17 protein-coding genes and 1 pseudogene are annotated in these 16679 nt (G+C 68.8%); 8 read left to right on the forward strand and 10 right to left on the reverse strand.

Annotated features, from left to right (window positions below; genetic code table 11):
- Nucleotides 1–5: 5 nt before the first annotated feature.
- Both QR64_RS05405 and QR64_RS05410 read right to left on the reverse strand, forming a co-directional pair.
- Nucleotides 6–832: pseudogene (locus tag QR64_RS05405) on the reverse strand (alpha/beta fold hydrolase).
- The gene (locus tag QR64_RS05410) at nucleotides 832–1215 is read right to left on the reverse strand and encodes a nuclear transport factor 2 family protein (protein WP_006550872.1); all 384 of its coding nucleotides are present in this window, start codon (nucleotides 1213–1215) and stop codon (nucleotides 832–834) included. Before QR64_RS05410 ends, QR64_RS05405 begins: the two are co-directional and overlap by 1 nt.
- Before the next feature lie 144 nt (nucleotides 1216–1359).
- On the opposite strand from QR64_RS05410, the gene QR64_RS05415 reads away from it, so the two are divergent.
- The 3 genes from QR64_RS05415 to QR64_RS05425 all read left to right on the forward strand — a co-directional run bounded on the left by QR64_RS05415 (nucleotide 1360) and on the right by QR64_RS05425 (nucleotide 3592).
- Nucleotides 1360–2187 (forward strand): alpha/beta hydrolase, encoded by an 828-nt coding sequence (locus tag QR64_RS05415; protein WP_019290501.1) that lies wholly within the window; start codon nucleotides 1360–1362, stop codon nucleotides 2185–2187.
- Nucleotides 2188–2252: 65 nt separating this feature from the next.
- Nucleotides 2253–2873, forward strand: coding sequence for a general stress protein CsbD (locus QR64_RS05420; protein WP_039584419.1), 621 nt, complete (start codon nucleotides 2253–2255; stop codon nucleotides 2871–2873).
- A 59-nt stretch (nucleotides 2874–2932) separates the two neighbouring features.
- Nucleotides 2933–3592: a hypothetical protein gene (locus QR64_RS05425; RefSeq protein ID WP_019290499.1), complete on the forward strand. Its 660-nt coding sequence runs from the start codon at nucleotides 2933–2935 to the stop codon at nucleotides 3590–3592.
- 68 nt (nucleotides 3593–3660) lie between these two features.
- Here the strand turns inward: QR64_RS05425 and leuS are convergent, their stop codons facing one another.
- Nucleotides 3661–6528: a leucine--tRNA ligase gene (leuS, locus tag QR64_RS05430; protein ID WP_039584420.1), complete on the reverse strand. Its 2868-nt coding sequence runs from the start codon at nucleotides 6526–6528 to the stop codon at nucleotides 3661–3663.
- 96 nt (nucleotides 6529–6624) lie between these two features.
- Here leuS and QR64_RS05435 point away from each other — a divergent pair, with 96 nt between their 5' ends.
- Complete coding sequence (locus tag QR64_RS05435) at nucleotides 6625–7029, forward strand: SdpI family protein (protein WP_016691037.1); 405 nt, start codon at nucleotides 6625–6627, stop codon at nucleotides 7027–7029.
- A 21-nt stretch (nucleotides 7030–7050) separates the two neighbouring features.
- Here QR64_RS05435 and QR64_RS05440 read toward each other — a convergent pair whose 3' ends face one another.
- Nucleotides 7051–7704: a hemerythrin domain-containing protein gene (locus QR64_RS05440; protein WP_006550878.1), complete on the reverse strand. Its 654-nt coding sequence runs from the start codon at nucleotides 7702–7704 to the stop codon at nucleotides 7051–7053.
- Nucleotides 7705–7805: 101 nt separating this feature from the next.
- Between QR64_RS05440 and QR64_RS05445 the strand changes: the two genes are divergently transcribed.
- Complete coding sequence (locus QR64_RS05445) at nucleotides 7806–8966, forward strand: helix-turn-helix transcriptional regulator (RefSeq protein WP_039584421.1); 1161 nt, start codon at nucleotides 7806–7808, stop codon at nucleotides 8964–8966.
- Nucleotides 8967–8971: 5 nt separating this feature from the next.
- Entirely contained in the window at nucleotides 8972–9925 is a 954-nt protein-coding gene (locus QR64_RS05450; RefSeq protein WP_006550880.1) for a DUF1648 domain-containing protein, read from the forward strand.
- 25 nt (nucleotides 9926–9950) lie between these two features.
- Here QR64_RS05450 and QR64_RS05455 read toward each other — a convergent pair whose 3' ends face one another.
- Together QR64_RS05455 and QR64_RS05460 are read right to left on the reverse strand one after the other, a co-directional pair.
- Nucleotides 9951–10568 (reverse strand): YqgE/AlgH family protein, encoded by a 618-nt coding sequence (locus QR64_RS05455; RefSeq protein WP_200886479.1) that lies wholly within the window; start codon nucleotides 10566–10568, stop codon nucleotides 9951–9953.
- A 13-nt stretch (nucleotides 10569–10581) separates the two neighbouring features.
- Nucleotides 10582–11250, reverse strand: coding sequence for a TetR/AcrR family transcriptional regulator (locus QR64_RS05460; RefSeq protein ID WP_039584422.1), 669 nt, complete (start codon nucleotides 11248–11250; stop codon nucleotides 10582–10584).
- Nucleotides 11251–11416: 166 nt separating this feature from the next.
- On the opposite strand from QR64_RS05460, the gene QR64_RS05465 reads away from it, so the two are divergent.
- Both QR64_RS05465 and QR64_RS05470 read left to right on the forward strand, forming a co-directional pair.
- A complete protein-coding gene (locus QR64_RS05465) occupies nucleotides 11417–12364 on the forward strand; it encodes an NAD-dependent epimerase/dehydratase family protein (protein WP_006550883.1) in 948 nt (315 codons plus the stop codon).
- Nucleotides 12365–12374: 10 nt separating this feature from the next.
- Nucleotides 12375–13667, forward strand: coding sequence for an MFS transporter (locus tag QR64_RS05470; RefSeq protein WP_039584424.1), 1293 nt, complete (start codon nucleotides 12375–12377; stop codon nucleotides 13665–13667).
- 3 nt (nucleotides 13668–13670) lie between these two features.
- Here the strand turns inward: QR64_RS05470 and QR64_RS05475 are convergent, their stop codons facing one another.
- The 4 genes from QR64_RS05475 to QR64_RS05490 are packed head-to-tail and all read right to left on the reverse strand — an operon-like array spanning nucleotide 13671 to nucleotide 16664.
- Nucleotides 13671–14732, reverse strand: a complete 1062-nt coding sequence (locus QR64_RS05475) for a sulfate/molybdate ABC transporter ATP-binding protein (protein ID WP_006550885.1) — start codon at nucleotides 14730–14732, stop codon at nucleotides 13671–13673.
- The gene (locus QR64_RS05480) at nucleotides 14729–15514 is read right to left on the reverse strand and encodes an ABC transporter permease (RefSeq protein WP_039584425.1); all 786 of its coding nucleotides are present in this window, start codon (nucleotides 15512–15514) and stop codon (nucleotides 14729–14731) included. The genes QR64_RS05475 and QR64_RS05480 overlap by 4 nt, the downstream gene beginning before the upstream one ends.
- Nucleotides 15511–16263 carry a molybdate ABC transporter substrate-binding protein gene (modA, locus tag QR64_RS05485; RefSeq protein WP_033098066.1) on the reverse strand — a complete coding sequence of 251 codons (753 nt, stop codon included), beginning with the start codon at nucleotides 16261–16263 and terminating at the stop codon, nucleotides 15511–15513. Before modA ends, QR64_RS05480 begins: the two co-directional genes overlap by 4 nt.
- Nucleotides 16260–16664, reverse strand: coding sequence for a molybdopterin-binding protein (locus tag QR64_RS05490; protein ID WP_019290487.1), 405 nt, complete (start codon nucleotides 16662–16664; stop codon nucleotides 16260–16262). The genes modA and QR64_RS05490 overlap by 4 nt, the downstream gene beginning before the upstream one ends.
- Between the last annotated feature and the right edge of the window lie 15 nt (nucleotides 16665–16679).

The raw sequence follows: 16679 nt of genomic DNA on the forward strand, positions 1-16679 counted from the left end.
TCATGCTAGGTCGATGATCGCCGGTGAAAGTGCTGTTCGGCGGTTCTCGTCGGTATCCGGATCCCGGAGACGAAGCTCAGGAGAAGCTCGTTCACCTCGTCGCGACGTTCCATCTGCACGAAATGCCCCGCGCCCTCGAGCAGGTGGACGCCGCGCAGATCGGGGACGAAATCACGCATCCGTTCGAGCGCCGACGGTCCCGACATCGTGATGACGGGATCCCGGTCGCCGGCCACGAACAGCGTCGGTACCTGCACTTTCGCACCCTCGTAGGGACGCGACGCCTCCCAGTTCGCGTCGTAGGCGCGGTACCAGGACAGGCCTCCGCGGAATCCGGTGCGGGCGAACTCGGACGCGTAGTGGGCGAGTTCGTCGTCGGCGAGCCAATCCCACGGCAGGTCGGGAGCGGTGGGCAGCACGTCGAGATATCCGCGTCTCTCGGACGGATGCGACCATGCGTCGCGATAGCGGTATCCGCCGGACCGGCGACGCGGTCCGGATGTCGCAGCGCCGTCGTCCATGCGACGGGCGCACCGAAGTCGTGACCGACGACGACCGCGCTGTCGATGCCGAGGACGTCGAGCAGCCGGACGAGGCGATCGGCGACCGCGACGTTCGTGTACTCCTCGACCTCCCGGGGCCGGCCGGTGCGGCCGTAGCCGGGCATGTCGGGGGCGACGGCACGGTATCCGGCGGCGACGAGCGCCGCGAGCTGGTGCCGGTAGCTATACCCCAGGCCGGGGAAGCCGTGGCACATGACGACCGCGGGTCCGTCGCCCCGATCGTCGATGTTCCACGTGAAACCATCGACCTCGACGATGAGGCTGTCCATCAGGAGGCGGGGACGGTCTGCATGTCCTCCTGGCTCCAGAACGCCCTCATGCTCGTGATCCTCGCGTCGTCGTCGAAGGTCATCACGTCGACGACCTCCATGACCAGATCCTGCTCACCCAGGTGCGTGACCAGGCGGAACACGAATGCGGCGTTGTTCTCCGCGATCTTGAGGGTTATCACCTCACCGGTCTGCGCGAGCGGTTCGACCACTCCGTAGAACTCGCGGATCTCGGCCTCGGTGGCGCGGACCGGCGTGCCGACCGGATCCTCGACCGTAGCGCCCGGTGCGTACAGCGCGAGGACATCGTCGACGGTGCCGGAGGCCACGGACTTCACGTAGTTCTCGACGGTGGTGCGGATCGCGTCCCGACTCGGTGCCATGGGGTCTCCTTCGTTCGAATCGGGAACACGTTTCAATTCGACGGTAGTGGGCCGGATCCGCGGATGCACTCGCGATTCCCACTCGGAAGACCCCCGCGCCGGAGGACGATGACATCGCCATCACCCGGAACGATCGGAGACCCGATGATCGACGCTGTCGCCTTCACCCTCGACGGACACGCCGGTGCTCTCGCAGCCCGCACGTGGGTCGGCGAGGCCCCGCGCTACGTGGCGTTGTTGTGCCACGGTTACGGCGAGCACTGCGGACGCTACGAGTATGTGGCCGCGCACCTCGTCGCCGACGGCGCCGCCGTCTACGCGGTGGACCACATCGGTCACGGTCTCAGCGACGGCGAACGCGTCCTGATCGACGACTTCGAGAAGGTGGTCGACGATTTCCGTCTGCTCGATCTCACGGCGCGACGCGAGCATCCCGACCTGCCGGTCGTGCTCGTCGGACACTCGATGGGTGGCATGATCGCCGCCCGGTACGCGCAGCGATACGGCTCGGAACTGGCCGCGGTCGTCCTGTCCGGCCCGGTCCTCGGCAGGTGGGCGGCCGTCGACGCCCTGCTCACGGCCGAGGAGATCCCCGATACCCCCATCGATCCGTCCACCCTCTCCCGTGATCCCGAGGTGGGTCGCGCCTACGTGGCCGACCCGCTCGTCTGGCACGGCCCGTTCAAGCGCACCACCGTGCAGGCGCTGAAGACCTGCATCGACACGATCACCGCCGCCGGTGCCGTCGACGACGTGCCCGTGTTGTGGTTGCACGGCGAGGACGATCGACTGGTTCCCCTCGACGGCACCGCCACCGGATGGTCGTCGCTGGCAGGTCGCGGGGCGTCGTCGAAGACCTATCCCGAAGCGCGGCACGAGATCTTCAACGAGACGAATCGGGACGAGGTCCTGGGCGATGTCGTCGACTTCGTCGGCGCGCACATCCACCCTCTCGAGACTCTCGAGGATTGAAGCCGACCGCGTCTGGCTACCCCAAGCCATGGGGGCCGTCCCCTTCGTGTCCCGTACGGAAGGAGATGACCGTGGTCGAAGACAACACATCCGACAGGGCTCGCCCTGGTGCATCCGACAGGGCTCGCCCCGGTCCGGCCGACAAGGCACGCCTCGGGTTGAAGCGGACCGTGGTCGGTAAGGCGAAGGAGGTCGCCGGCGCTCTGACCGGCAACGATTCCCTCACCACCGAAGGCCGTCTCGAGCAGGAGCAGGCTCGGCAGACCAGGAAGGCCGACACCCTCTCGCACATGGCCGAGGCCGAGAGCGACGAGGCGGTCGAACAGCTCGACGCCGTCCGCGAGGCCGGACAACAGGAACGCGAGGCCGTGCAGCAGCGGACCGACGCCGTCGAGTCGCAGGCCGAGCGGGAGGCACGGGTCCGCAAACAGGCCGCCGACCTCGAACATCAGGAGAACATCGTCCGAGGGCGATCCGACGCCGCTCGTGAGGCCACAGCCGCCGAACAACAGGCACGTCGCGAGGAGAACGAGCAGGTCACGGATGCCGCCGCAGAGGTCGCGGCCGCCGACGAGGACCACCGACGAGCCTCCCACGACGCCGAACGTGCACGCCTCCAGGCCGAAGAGGAACGCCGCAAGGCCGAAGCCCTCGAACGCACGCTGACCGACGAGCCGGATCGCTGACGAACACCACCGACATTCCCTACCGGAGCTGTACCCCCATCGAAGTTGGAGATGCGCCCATGAACCTCGCCACTCTACCCAAGAGCGTTCTGCGACTGCAGTACAAGATCGCCCGCTTCCCACTGGGATTGATCGAGCAGCAGTTGCGGTTCCTGCCCACCGACGCCCCGCCGCGCCTGATGTACGAGCGGGGGCTGGGCATGCTGGACGGCATCGTCGGCAGCGTGCTCGACGACCAGGAGATCGCCACCCGCGGGGCGCTCGCCACCGAACGCGCCGAGGCGGTGAAGCGCGCGGAGAAACTCGACGCGCAGGCCGCGGCCGAGAAGCGCGCGGCAGACGCCGAACTCCGTCGAACGCGTGAACGTGCCGCTGCCCAGCAGGAAGCCGCGCGACGCGACCGCGAGAACGAAGTCGAGCAGGCCCGGGAGCGTGCGCAGGAACGCGCGAAGCAGGCGGAGAAGGAGGCCGAGCAGAAGAAAGCCGCCGAGACCGCGAAGGCCGACCAGGAGGCCGCCGCGAAGCGCCAGGCCGCCGAGACCGCGAAGAAGAAGGACGAGGAGCGCATCCGCAAGGCCGAGCAGGAGGCCGCCGAGCCCGCCAAGGTCTCCCTCAAGGATGCCGTCGCCAAGCAGCTCGAGGCGAAGGAAGCGGAGGAGCGCGCGCACGATGCGGGCGAGGTCGCCGAGTTCGAGAAGATCGAACACAAGCACCCCTGATCCCGGTTGTAGTCGACGAGACCCCGGTGCATCCTGTGCACCGGGGTCTCGTCCGTCGTAAGCGGTTGCTACTTCACGACATTGACCATCTTGCCGGGAACCACGATCACCTTGCGCGGTGCGGCACCGCCGAGCAGGTCGGCGATCTTCTCGTCCACGAGCGCGGCGGCCTCGATCGCCTGGGGTGCGGCGTCGGCCGGGACGGTGATGCGGCTGCGCACCTTGCCGTTGACCTGGATCGGGTACTCGACGCTGTCCTCGACGAGCCACTTCTCGTCGGCGACCGGGAACGGGCCGTGCGCAAGCGATTCGGTGTGTCCGAGACGCGACCACATCTCCTCGGCGAGGTGCGGGGCGACCGGGCCGAGCATGAGCACGAGCGGTTCGACGGCGCTGCGCGGCGCACCCGACGGGTACTGCTTCGTCAGGTGGTTCGTGTACTCGATGAGCTTGGCGATCGCCGTGTTGTCGCGCAGGTGGGTGAAGTCGTCCGACACACCCGCGACCGTCTTGTTGAGCGCCCGCAGCGTGTCGTCGCCGGGGGTGTCGTCGGTGACGCGCAGCGCGCCACCCTCCTCCTCGACGACGAGACGCCACACGCGCTGCAGGAAGCGGTGCGCGCCGACGACGTCCTTGGTCGCCCACGGACGCGACTGGTCGAGCGGGCCCATCGACATCTCGTAGACGCGCAGGGTGTCGGCGCCGTACTCGTCGAAGATCTGGTCGGGGCTGACGGAGTTCTTGAGCGACTTGCCCATCTTCCCGTACTCGCGAGCGACCTCCTGCTCACCGTCCGGGCCGGTCCAGTAGAACGTGCCGTCGCGCTCGACGACCTCCTCGGCCGGCACATACACGCCGCGCGAGTCGGTGTAGGCGTAGGCCTGGATGTAACCCTGGTTGAACAGGCGACGGTACGGCTCCGAGGAGGTGACGTACCCGAGGTCGAAGAGCACCTTGTGCCAGAACCGCGCGTACAGCAGGTGCAGCACCGCGTGCTCGACACCGCCGACGTAGAGATCGACGCCACCCGGGTCGTTCGGGCCGTGCAGTTCCGGCCGCGGGCCGGTCCAGTACGCCTCGTTCTCCTTGTCACAGAAGGCTTCCGAGTTGGTGGGGTCGATGTAGCGCAGCTGGTACCACGAGCTGCCGGCCCACTGCGGCATCACGTTGGTGTCGCGCGTGTAGCGCTTCAGGCCGTCGCCGAGATCGAGCTCGACGTTCATCCAATCCACCGCCTTCGCGAGCGGCGGGGACGGTTCGGAATCGGCGTCGTCCGGATCGAAGGAGACCGGCGCGTAATCCTCCACCTCGGGAAGTTCCACGGGCAGAGCGGATTCGGGCAGAGCATGGGCGCGTCCCTGCTCGTCGTAGACGATCGGGAAGGGCTCGCCCCAGTACCGCTGCCGCGCGAACAGCCAGTCGCGCAGCTTGTACTGGATGGTGCCGCGTCCGGCGCCGTCCGCCTCGAGCTTCGCGACGATCGTCTTCTTCGCCTCGGCGACGTCGAGACCGTCGAGCAGGCCGGAGTTCACCAGCACACCGTCGCCGGTGTACGCCTCGGCGGTGACGTCGCCGCCGGAGATGACCTCGCGGATGGGCAGACCGAAGGCGGTCGCGAACTCCCAGTCGCGCTGGTCGTGGCCGGGAACGGCCATGATCGCGCCGGTACCGTAGCCGGTGAGGACGTAGTCGGCGATGAAGATCGGCAGTCGCTCGCCGTTGACCGGGTTCACGGCGTAGGCGCCGAGGAAGACACCGGTCTTCTCCTTCGACTCCTGCCGCTCGAGATCGGACTTCGCGGCGATCGACGCGCGGTAGGCCGCGACCGCGGCAGCCGGATCGGCGGCGCCACCGGTCCAGCGCTGGTCGACGCCCTCGGGCCAGGACGCGGCGACGATCCGGTCGACGAGTTCGTGCTCGGGAGCGAGGGTCACGTAGCTGGCACCGAACAGGGTGTCGGGCCGGGTGGTGAACACCTCGATCGCCGAATCGTGGTCGGCGACGGCGAACTTCACCTGGGCGCCGTGCGAGCGCCCGATCCAGTTGCGCTGCATGGACTTGACCTTGTCGGTCCAGTCCAGATGCTCGAGATCGTCGATCAGGCGGTCGGAGTAGGCGGTGATCCGCATCATCCACTGGCGCAGGTTCTTCCGGAAGACCGGGAAGTTGCCGCGCTCGGAGCGGCCGTCGGCCGTGACCTCCTCGTTGGCGAGCACCGTGCCCAGACCCGGGCACCAGTTGACGAGCGAATCCGACCGGTAGACCAAGCGGTACGAGTCGATGACGTCGGCGCGCTCACCCTCCGACAGCGACGCCCAGTCGCGTCCGTCCTCGAGACGACGCGTGCCGTCGGCGAATTCGGCCTCGAGTTCGGAGATGCGACGCGCCCGGCCGGCCTCGCGGTCGTACCAGGCGTTGTAGATCGTCAGGAAGATCCACTGCGTCCATCGGTAGAAGTCGACGTCGGTCGTCGCGACCGAGCGACGCTCGTCGTGCCCGAGACCGAGCCGGGAGAGCTGCCGCTTCATGTTCCCGATGTTGGCCTCGGTGGTCGTGCGCGGGTGCGTGCCCGTCTGCACGGCGTACTGCTCGGCCGGCAGACCGAAGGCGTCGTAACCGAGGGTGTGCAGCACGTTGCGGCCCTGCATGCGGTTGAAGCGCGCATACACGTCGGTGGCGATGTACCCGAGCGGGTGCCCCACGTGCAGGCCCGAGCCCGAGGGGTACGGGAACATGTCCTGCACGAACAGCTTGTCGGAGGGCACCTCGCCGGCGAGATCGCCCACCGGATTGGGGGCGTGGAAGGTGCCGCGCTCGCGCCAGAGCTCCTGCCAGCGCTGCTCGATCCGCCCCGCGAGCTCGGCGGTGTACCGATGCTGCGGAGTGCTGCCGGGTTCGTGCTGGGAGGTCTGTTCGGGACGGGTCACGGTGATCACTATCTACTCGGCCGGGCGTGTGAGTGCTCCCACCAGGGTAGAACGTGCCCGCACCCGCGCAGACCGGTGGCACCACCGGCCGCGTATCCTGGTCGGGTGCTCATCGTCGCTGTCCTGCTCTTCGTGCTCGCTCTCGTCGTCGGCGCGGTGGGTGTCGCGGCACTGACCGGCAAGCTCCCGCGCAACCGCTGGGCCGGTGTGCGCACCCCCGACGCGCTGCGTGACGACGAGGCGTTCGCCCTGGCCAACAAGGTTGCCGCACCCAGCATGCTCGGGTCCGCGGTGCTCCTCGCCCTCGGTGGTGTCGCGTCGCTGACGCTGCCCACCGTCGCCGGGATCATCGCAGTCGTCGTCACCGTGGTGGCCGCCCTGATCACCGCCGGAGCCGGCGGATCCGTCGCAGCGCGGGTCGCTGCGGCGACGAAGCCGGAGGAGACAGCCGGCTGCGGTACCTCGTGCGGGGCGTGCAGCCTGCGCGGGGCGTGCGAGCCGACCGCCTGACGGTCCTCCCACCGGCAGTCCTCACGCCCAGCGGCGCTCCCGTGCGTAGCGCGGTGTCCACCAGAACCGGTTGAGCACCCGCACCGGTACCGGGAGACTCTTCAGCACGACGGCCACGCGGTCCTTCGGTGCTCCCTCGAAGAGGTAGGGCAGCATTTCGGAGACCTCGCGCTTGTCCAGTTGCGCGAACGCCCGCATCGAGATGTCGTGCCATTCCTCCTTGGTGATGGATTGTTCGATCAGCGGGAAGGCGTCCCGTTCCTCGTGCGCGAGGTGAGCACCCAGCGACGTGACGAGACCGTCGAGCAGACCGCCGAGCCGCTCGGTCGCCGTCTCCCGGTCGTCGAGCACAGCCTCGATCTCCGCCAACGCCGGGTCGATCACGGAATGTTCGGCCTCCATCGCATCGAGCACCTCCATCGCCCCCGCATCGTGTGCGAGGCGTGGCCGCATGAACGGCCAGACGTAGACGTCCTCGACGGAGTGGTGCGTGTGCAGTTCGGTGCTGAATCCGTGCCAGCCGAGGAGCAGCGCATCGTGCGTGCCGGGATCGGCGGTCCGCCACTTCTGCGCGAAGTCGGCGAGACGTTCGGTGTCCCGGCGTAGAGCGGAGTGGATCAGATGCACGACCTCCAGATCCTCGGCGGACAACGGCGTGGCGTGAGTGGTGGTCATGGCGGGTACCTCGACTTCCGTATGAATGTCCCCGTGTCCATGGAGCCTCGTCGCCGCGTGAGGTGTTCTCAATCCCACATTCGAGGGGGATACTTCGGGATATGCGCTCTGCACAGCGGTTGAGGGCAGGCATCCACGACGCAGCATCCGCGGCTGCGGACGGGGCGCAGTTTCGCGAGTTCGTGATGGATGTGCTCGGCGCTTTCATTCCGTACGACGGTGGTTGTGTCGCACCCGTGGACCCGGCCGTCGGGGTTCCCACCGGCTTCACCACCCGCGGCCTCGACGACCCAGCCGAGGTACTCCGATTGTCGATCGAGTTCGAGTACGGTCCGGACCTCGATCCGGACAGCCTCTACGCGCTCATGCAGCACCGGTCCGGAGTGCGGCGGATCGAAGAACCCTCCGGCCGCGGACCGGGATACGGCAACAGGCGGTATCTCGAACTCGTGTCGCATCTGGGCATGGGACACGAAGTGCAGCTGGTCTTCCGGGACGGAGACCGTCGGTGCTGGGGTGTCGGTGATCTGCTCCGCGCGTCGGGCCGAGGTTTCTCCGACGCCGAACTCACGATGCTCGACGACGTTCTCGACGACGTCGCGAACGGATTCCGCACCACGTTGATCCGGCACGCATCCGCACGAACACGGAACACGGTCGTCGAGGGCACCGCCTGCGAATGCTCGGGTCCGGCCGTGGTGGTAATCGGGGCGGACGACGAATTCGATTCCGTCACTGCCGCAGCGATGATCTTCTTCGAACGCCTCGGCTGGGAGAGTCCCGCTCGGGGGCGCCCCGGACCGGCGCATGTGATCGCCCGTCAGGTCCGTAGAACACGACCCGTGCCCGCGGATGTGCGTGTCCGCACCCTCGACGGCGAATGGCTCGTACTGCGCGCCGCGATCTTCGACGAGACCGGCCGCGTCGTCATGACCTTCGAGCGGGCACGCCTGCCCGAGATCGTCGCCCTGGTCACCGCCGCCTACGGTCTGACGCCACGCGAATCGGAGGTACTCGTCGAAGTGCTCGCCGGACGGTCTCGCAACGAGATCGCGAGTCGGTTGTTCATCAGCCCGTACACCGTGCAGGACCACCTGAAGAACATCTTCACCAAGACCGGTGTGAACAGCCGGCGCAGCCTCGTCTCGCGACTCGCGTGTACCGAGTACATGCCCCGGTTCGGTGGCGACCTGCGACCCGACGGATGGTTCGACGAGAGCGGAACGAGGACGGCGTCGGTGGAGGCCCATACCCTAGGCTGACCCCCATGACGACGCGTCAGGTCGACCCCGTCGGTGCGCTGCTCGGACTGGCCGTTCCGTTGCTGTGTGCCGTGGCCGTACTCGTGCTCACCCGCTCGTGGATCCCACGATTGCCCGAGGAGATCGCCACGCACTGGTCGGGCACGACACCCGATTCGTTCGGGTCACCGATGACCTCGGCGTGGACCGCCGCCCTGCTGATCGTGCTCGTCGGGGGAGGGTGCTGCGCGATCGCCGCGATCGCGCAGGCGCAACTGCTCATGCGTCGCTACATGCTCGCGATCGGTCTCGGGGTCACCGGCACGATCACCGCACTGTTCCTGGCCGGTCTCGCGGGGCAGCTCGACACGACCGACGCCACGCAGGCCGCGTTGGAGGGCTGGCCGGCGGTGCTCGGCATGTGGGTGGGTATCGCGGTGGGCTGGTTCGGGGGACGGCTCCTGCGCGACGGTCGGGAGCGGAAGGCGGCGACCGCCGCTCCGGATCCGGCGCTGCCGCGCGGTCGTGCCGAACTGCCGATCGTCGAGCAGGTGGGCACCGGTGTGGGCACGACGGCGGGACTGTCGCTGCTCGTCCTGATCCCCGCGCTCGTCGTGTGCGGTGCGACGCAGAGCTGGTGGCCGCTGGGTTTGATCGCGCCCGTCGCTCTGCTCGTGCTGGGTCTGCTCCGCTACACCGTGGTGGTCGACGCGGACGGGATCCGGGTGTCGAATCTGGCCACCGACGCGCTCGGATACGACCTCGACGAGATCGTCGGGGCGAAGGTCACCGAGACCCGCCCGTTCCAGGACTGGGGCGGCTGGGGCCTGCGGGCCGAGGGCGGCAAGCGGTACGGCCTGGTCACGCGCACCGGGCCTGCCGTCGTGGTGACCACGGCCTCGGGACACGAATTCACCGTGACCGCAACGAGGGCCGAGGAGATGGCCGGCGCGCTCAACACTCTCGCCGACGCCCGCTGACCGGTCCCGGTCGTCCGAGGGGGGCTCAGTTGCGCTCGACCTCGATGGGGTGCGTCGCGAGCAACGCCATCGGCAGCGGCTGCCGGCGCAGCACCCTCGCCCACACGTCGAGGTGCGCGGGGGCGAGCACATCGGTGGGCAGTGCCGAGACCACCATCCAGTCGTCGTTGCGTAGTTCGCCGTCGAGCTGACCTGCGCTCCACCCCGCGTATCCCGCGAAGATCCGCACACCCTCGACGTAGTGGGCGATGTGCCCGGGATCGACATCGAGGTCGATCATCACCACTCGGCCGTCGACGTGGCGGATGCCGGGGACGTCGGTGATGTCGGTCCCCACCCGCAGCGTGCCGAGGCACAGCGCCGAACTGCGGTGGACGGGACCGCCTACGAACAGGGTCTTCGGTTCGGCGGCGAGCCACGACCATTGCGGCAGCATGGCGTCGACGGAGGTGTCGCTGATGCGGTTCAGGACGACACCGAAGCTGCCGGCATCGGTGTGCTCGATGATGTAGACGACGGTGCGGCGGAAGGTCGGCTCGGTGAGATCGGTGGCGGAGACGAGCAGGCTTCCGGCCCGCACCCTGGGTGTCGAGGGTGCGGTGCGGTCCTCGGGTTCGTCCTGATGCTGCGCCACGTCAGCCATTCTGTCACCGCCGTCACCGGCGCGTGGGGTGGAACCCGACGGTCTGTGCCAACAGGGCGAGATGATGTTCGAACAGGACCTCGCGGTCCGGAAAAGTGTCGGGGCCGTACTGCCCGAAGACCTCGAAGCTCACGGACCCGAACAACGACGGCCACACCCAGAGACCGCGTGCCAGTACGGAATCCGGGGCCGTGAGGGAGAACTCGTCCCGGATCCGGCCCAGCGGTTCCCCCAGGCTCTCCGGAGGTGGGGCAGCGGCCGTGTCGTCCAATACACCCGCGGCGTGGGCCTCGTCCACGATCCGGGCCAGTCGCAGGACCACGCGGATACCGGGTGCGGTGGTGCGCTCGGCCGGGGCAGCGTAACCGGGCACCGGACTGCCGAACAGCAACCCGTAGCGGGCCGGTTCGGCCAGCGCCCACGAGCGCACCGCCCGGCCGAGGGCGAGAAACCGTTCGCGGTGATCGGAGGGGTCGACTGCGTCGACGGCACGGTCGACACTGTCGCCGAGTTCGTCGTAGGCGTCGACGACGAGCAGGGTGAGCAGCTCGTCGCGGCTCGAGACGTAGCGGTAGACGGCGGAGGAGACGACGCCCAGGTCTCGGGCGACGGCACGCAGCGACAGCGCCGCCGCTCCGTGGGTGCCGAGATGCTCGCGGCCGATCCGGAGGATGTCGGCCATCGTCTGTGCGCGTGCGCGCGCCCGTGGTGTCGTCACCGGACCATTCTGCCGTCGAACAGAGAGCACCGTCAACAAATGAGAGCACTGCTCTTGACAAGCACGGCTGCACGGAGGATCGTCGACGGCATCAGAGAGCAGTGCTCACACTTTTCCGAAGCGAGGAATCATGTCGCATCTCCAGGTGGTCGCAGGAGCCGGACCCGTCGGCTGGACCGTCGCCGAACAGATTGCCGCACAAGGACATCGCGTGCGCGTTCTCACCCGATCGGGCAGTGGACCGGAAGGCGCGGGCATCGAACGCCTGCGTGTCGACGTCACGGATCCCGAGGCCGCGGCCGCAGCACTCGTCGACGAAGACGGACTTGTTGCCGACGCGGTGTACATGTGCGTCCACGGGTCGGCCTACCGCGCCGACGTGTGGGCACGCGAACTCCCCGTCGCCGAGCGGGTCGTTCTCGACGCCGCCGCGAACCTGTCGGAGAAGACGGTCGTCGTCTTCCCCGAGAGCCTCTACTCGTACAGCGAACCCGACCGGGTCATGACCGAGGACTCGCCCCGCGAGGCCGACACCGGCAAGCGCGGTGTCCGACGGCAGCTCCTCGCCGCCCGGGCAGCGCATCGCGCACCGACGGTGAGCGTGGTCGCGTCGGACTTCTTCGGTCCGCGGGTACTGAACGCGATGGCCGGCGCACGCATGGTGCCCACCGTGCTCGCCGGGAAGAAGGTGCGGGTGCTCGGCTCGGCCGACGTCCCGCATTCGTTCACCTACGTTCCCGACCTGGCCGCGGCGATGATCGCGGCAGCGGGGGAGCCGACCGTGTGGAACACCGTGATCCACGCACCCACCGGACCGGCCGTGGCACAGCGCGAGATCGCCACCGCCTTCACGCGGACGGCCGGCCTGCCCGCGCCCGCGGTGGGGACGATCCCGTCCTGGCTGGTGCGGGCCGGCGGCCACGTGAACCGGGACATGAAGGAACTCGCCGAGATGCTCTACCAGTTCGATGCCCCGTTCGTCATGGACTCGACCCGCACCGAACAGGTACTCGGCCTGTCGCCCACCCCGCTCGACGAGGCGGCCGCCCGCACCGTCGAATGGTGGCGGAGCCGATAGTGTCGTGCTTGTGCGAGACTCCGGGCGGCAGTCCAGGCAGCGGGCGTGGCGATCGACCGCAACCGTCCTGCGGAACTCGCCGGGTCTCGTACGACTGACCGGAGTGCGGTTCGCGAGCCAGTTCGGTGACGGACTGTTCCAGGCCGCACTCGGCGGGGCGATCCTGTTCAACCCCGAACGTCACACCGACCCGGTGACGATCGCGGCAGGCTTCGCGGTGCTGCTGTTGCCGTACTCGGTGATCGGTCCGTTCGCCGGCGCCCTGCTCGACCGGTGGGACCGGCGCCTCGTCCTCGTCTGGGCCAACCTGCTCCGCGGAGTGTTCATCGCGGCAGCGGCGGCCGTGTTGCTCCTCGGGGGACCGCAGACCCCACTCATGCTGCTCGCGCTCGCCGCCATCGGTGTGAGCAGATTCGTCCTGGCGGGCGTCTCGGCCTCGCTCCCACACGTGGTCGCCCAGTCGTGGCTCGTCCCGGTCAATTCCGTTCTGGCAACGGTCGGTTCGGGTGTCTCGGCGGTCGGGGCCGCCACGGCGGTCGCGACCATAGGATTCGTGGGCGCGGGCGACACTGGCTCCGGGACGGCCGTCCTCCTCGGAGTGAGCGGTTCGCTCGTCGGTGCGGTCGCCGCAGCGGGATTCGCCGCGAATGCCCTCGGCCCCGAGGGAATACGTCCCCGGGCCGTGATCCCCACCGTCCTGTCAGGTCTGCGGACCGGTGCAGGGGCCGTCCTCGAAGCTCCTGGCGTGACGATCGCGATGCTCGGAATCGGCGCGCACCGCATCGTGTTCGGCATCGACACGCTCATCATGGTGCTCGTCCTGCGTGCCGAGGAGAATGGCTCCGACCTGCTCGCGGGATTCTCCGGATTCGGTGTCGCGGTCGCCTGCACCGCCACCGGCATGCTCCTCGCAGCGGTGCTCGCACCGATCCTGATCCCGCGGCTGGGCCGGCCGCGCACCGTCACAGTCGGGTTGATCGCCGCCGCGATCGTGCAGTTCGCGTTCGTCACCACCGTGTCGGCCGGACCGTTGCTCGTCGCGGCCTTTCTGCTCGGCCTCGCCGGTCAGACCATCAAACTCACCGGCGACGCCGCGATGCAGATCGATATCGACGACGCGCGCCGAGGTCAGGTCTTCGCGCTGCAGGACACCGTCTTCAACATCGCCTTCCTCGGCGCGATCGTCGTGGCGGCCTTCGTCATCGACCCCGACGGGCGCACACCCGAGCTGGCCGTCGCAGGTGGGGTCGTCTACCTGATCGGGCTCGTCGCCGTGTTCGTCGTGCGCCGCACGCGGCAGTAGCGATCACGCGCTCAGCGCGGCCGGATGGATCCCCACCTCCGTGGCCTTGACGACGAACCATACGGAGTCGCCCGGATGGACGTCGAGGTCGGCGAGTGCCGCCGTCGTGATCTCCGCGGCGATACCCGTATCCGATCGCACGAGCACCGACGAACCCTGCGCCTCGAGTTCCGCGATCCTCACCCTCAGGGCGTTGCGCGGGCTCCCGTGCGGGGCCTCGGTGTAGACGGCGACCGCCGACGGCGCGAAGACGGCGACGGCGGCCGTTCCCGGGACGCAGTCGTCGTGGACGCGGCCGTGGACGAGACCGTCCGCGGATTCCAGCGCCTCAGCTCGCACGATGCCGGTGACGAGATTGCTCCCCGCGATGCGGGCGGCGAAGGCACTGCGCGGTCGCGTCAGCACCCGGCGTACCGGCCCGTCCTCGACGATCCGCCCGGCCTCGATCACGATCACCCGATCGGCGAGGGCGAGCACGTCGAGCGGGTCGTGGGTGACGAGCAGGCCCGTGCGTCCACTGTCGCGCAGGACGCGTCGCAGCAACGACCGCAACACCGGTGTCGCGGTGACGTCGAGCGCGGCCATCGGCTCGTCGAGCAACAGCAGGTGCGGTTCGGCCGCGAGGGCACGTGCGAGTGCGACCCGTTGCGCCTGCCCACCCGATAACTCGTGCGGACGACGATCGGCGAGTGCTGCGGCATCGACCTCCTGCAGCCACCTCTCGGCGCGCACACGGGCCTCACGCCGACCCGCACCCGCACTGCGCGGTGCGAACTCGACGTTGTCCGCGACCGTCAGGTGCGGGAAGAGCAGCGCCTGCTGGGCGAGCAGCACCACCGACCGGTCGTGCGGAGCGACGGCGACGCCGGTCGCGGTATCGGTGAGGACGCGACCGTCGAGTTCCACGCGACCCGCATCGGGACGCAGCAGACCGGAGACCACTCCCAGCAGCGTCGACTTGCCGGCTCCGTTGGGGCCGAGCACCGCGACGATCTCACCCTGCGCGACCTCGAGGTCGACGTCGACATCGCGTGCGGCGACCCGGGCCCGCACCGTCAGGCTCACAGCGGGCGGTCCTTCCGCCGCGAGTACACGGCCACGACGATCACGACGGCCACCAGGATCAACACGAGCGACAGCGCGACGGCGGCATCGGGATCGGTTTCCCGCTGCAGATAGATCTCGAGCGGCAGCGTGCGCGTCACACCCTGGAGGCTGCCGGCGAAGGTGAGGGTCGCGCCGAATTCGCCCAGTGCGCGGGCGAATGCGAGTACCGAACCGGAGACCAGGCCGGGCAGCACGAGGGGCAGGGTGATGCGCCGGAAGACCGTCGTGGGACGCGCACCGAGTGTGGCCGCGACGTCCTCGTAGCGTGAACCCGCACTGCGCAGCGCACCTTCGAGACTCGTGACGAGGAAGGGCAGTGCGACGAAGGTCTGCGCGAGCACGACCGCGGTGGTGGTGAAGGCGATGTGGATCCCGAGCGCATCGAGGTGCTCACCGATCAGTCCGCGACGACCGAAGGTGTAGAGCAGGGCGATACCGCCCACGACCGGGGGCAGCACGAGCGGCAGCAGGACGAACCCACGGATCACCGATATCCACCGGAAGCTACTGCGCGCCAGCACCATTGCGAGAGGCACGCCGAGCAGGATGCACAGGATCGTGGCGGCCGCGGAGGTGCGCAGGCTCAGGACGAGCGCGTCGAGGGACGCCGGGGATGTCACCAGCGCGGGGAAGGTCGTCCAGTCCACGGTGAGCAGCATCGACACCAGGGGCACGACGGCGAACAGCAACCCGAGTGCCGCGGGAACGAACAACCACCGGGGCAGTCCCGTCGCGGTCACGGTGCACCGAATCCTGCGTCGGCCAGGACGGCACGACCGCCCGTGCCGGTGACGAAGCGCACGAAGGCGTCGGCGCGACCGGGATTTCGGGAATTCGACAGTGGTGCAACGGGATAGATGTTGACGATCTCCGCGGCTTCCGGGACGGGGACAATGGTGACCTTCTCGCCGGCCCCCATCGCGTCCGTGACGTAGACCAGACCGGCGTCGGCCTGACCGGAGGTGACCTTGCCGAGCACGTCGGTCACCGACGATTCCTCGGACACCGGCGCGAGCTCGACACCGCCGGCCTCCTCGAGTCGCTCGGTCGCCGCCCCGCACGGCACCTGGGGCGCACACACGACCACCGAGAGACCGTCGCCGGTGAGATCGTCGAACGAGGTGACGTTCTTCGGGTTCCCCGGTTCGGTGACGATCGTGAGCATGTTGGTCGCGAACGGGATCGGCTCACCGGCAACGAGTCCGGCCGCGACGGCGGCGTCCATCGTCCGGGTGTCGGCGGAGGCGAAGACGTCGGCGGGTGCCCCCTGCTCGAGTTGGGTCTCGAGATCGGACGAGCCGGCGAACGAGAATTCCACCGACACTCCGGGGTTCGCCTCCTCGAATCGTTCGGCGATCTCGGTGAACGGCGCCCGGAGCGAGGCCGCCGCATAAACGGTGAGGACATCCGAGCCACCGCCGGTGCCGCACGACGTCAGTGCCGCAGCGGTGAGACCGGCAGCGAACGCGGCGAGCGCCCGGCGCCTCATCCGTCCCCTCCAGGTGTCTCGACGATGACAGTGGTCGCCTTGACGACGGCCACCCCGATGCTGCCCGGCTCGAGACCGAGTTCGTTCACGGCCTCGGTGCTCATGAGCGAGACGATGCGGTGCGGACCGCACTGCATCTCCACCTGCGACATGACGGTGTCGGAGACGACGCGCGTAACCAGCCCGACGAAGCGATTGCGAGCGGAGCTGCCCACCCCGAGCGGATCGGGACCGGCATCGGCCTGAGCGCGGGCGAACTCCGCCAGCTCGCGACCGTCGACTGTCTTGCGTCCGGCGGAATCCTTGCCGGCGCGCAGCAGCCCCTGGTCGATCCAGCGACGGACCGTGTCGTCGCTGACCCCCAGCAACGACGCGGCGTCGCGGATCCGGAGGGAGGTCACGGGTATCTCCGCAGA

Source organism: Rhodococcus sp. Chr-9 (assembly GCF_000801125.1).
Classification (GTDB): Bacteria; Actinomycetota; Actinomycetes; order Mycobacteriales; family Mycobacteriaceae; genus Rhodococcus; species Rhodococcus pyridinivorans.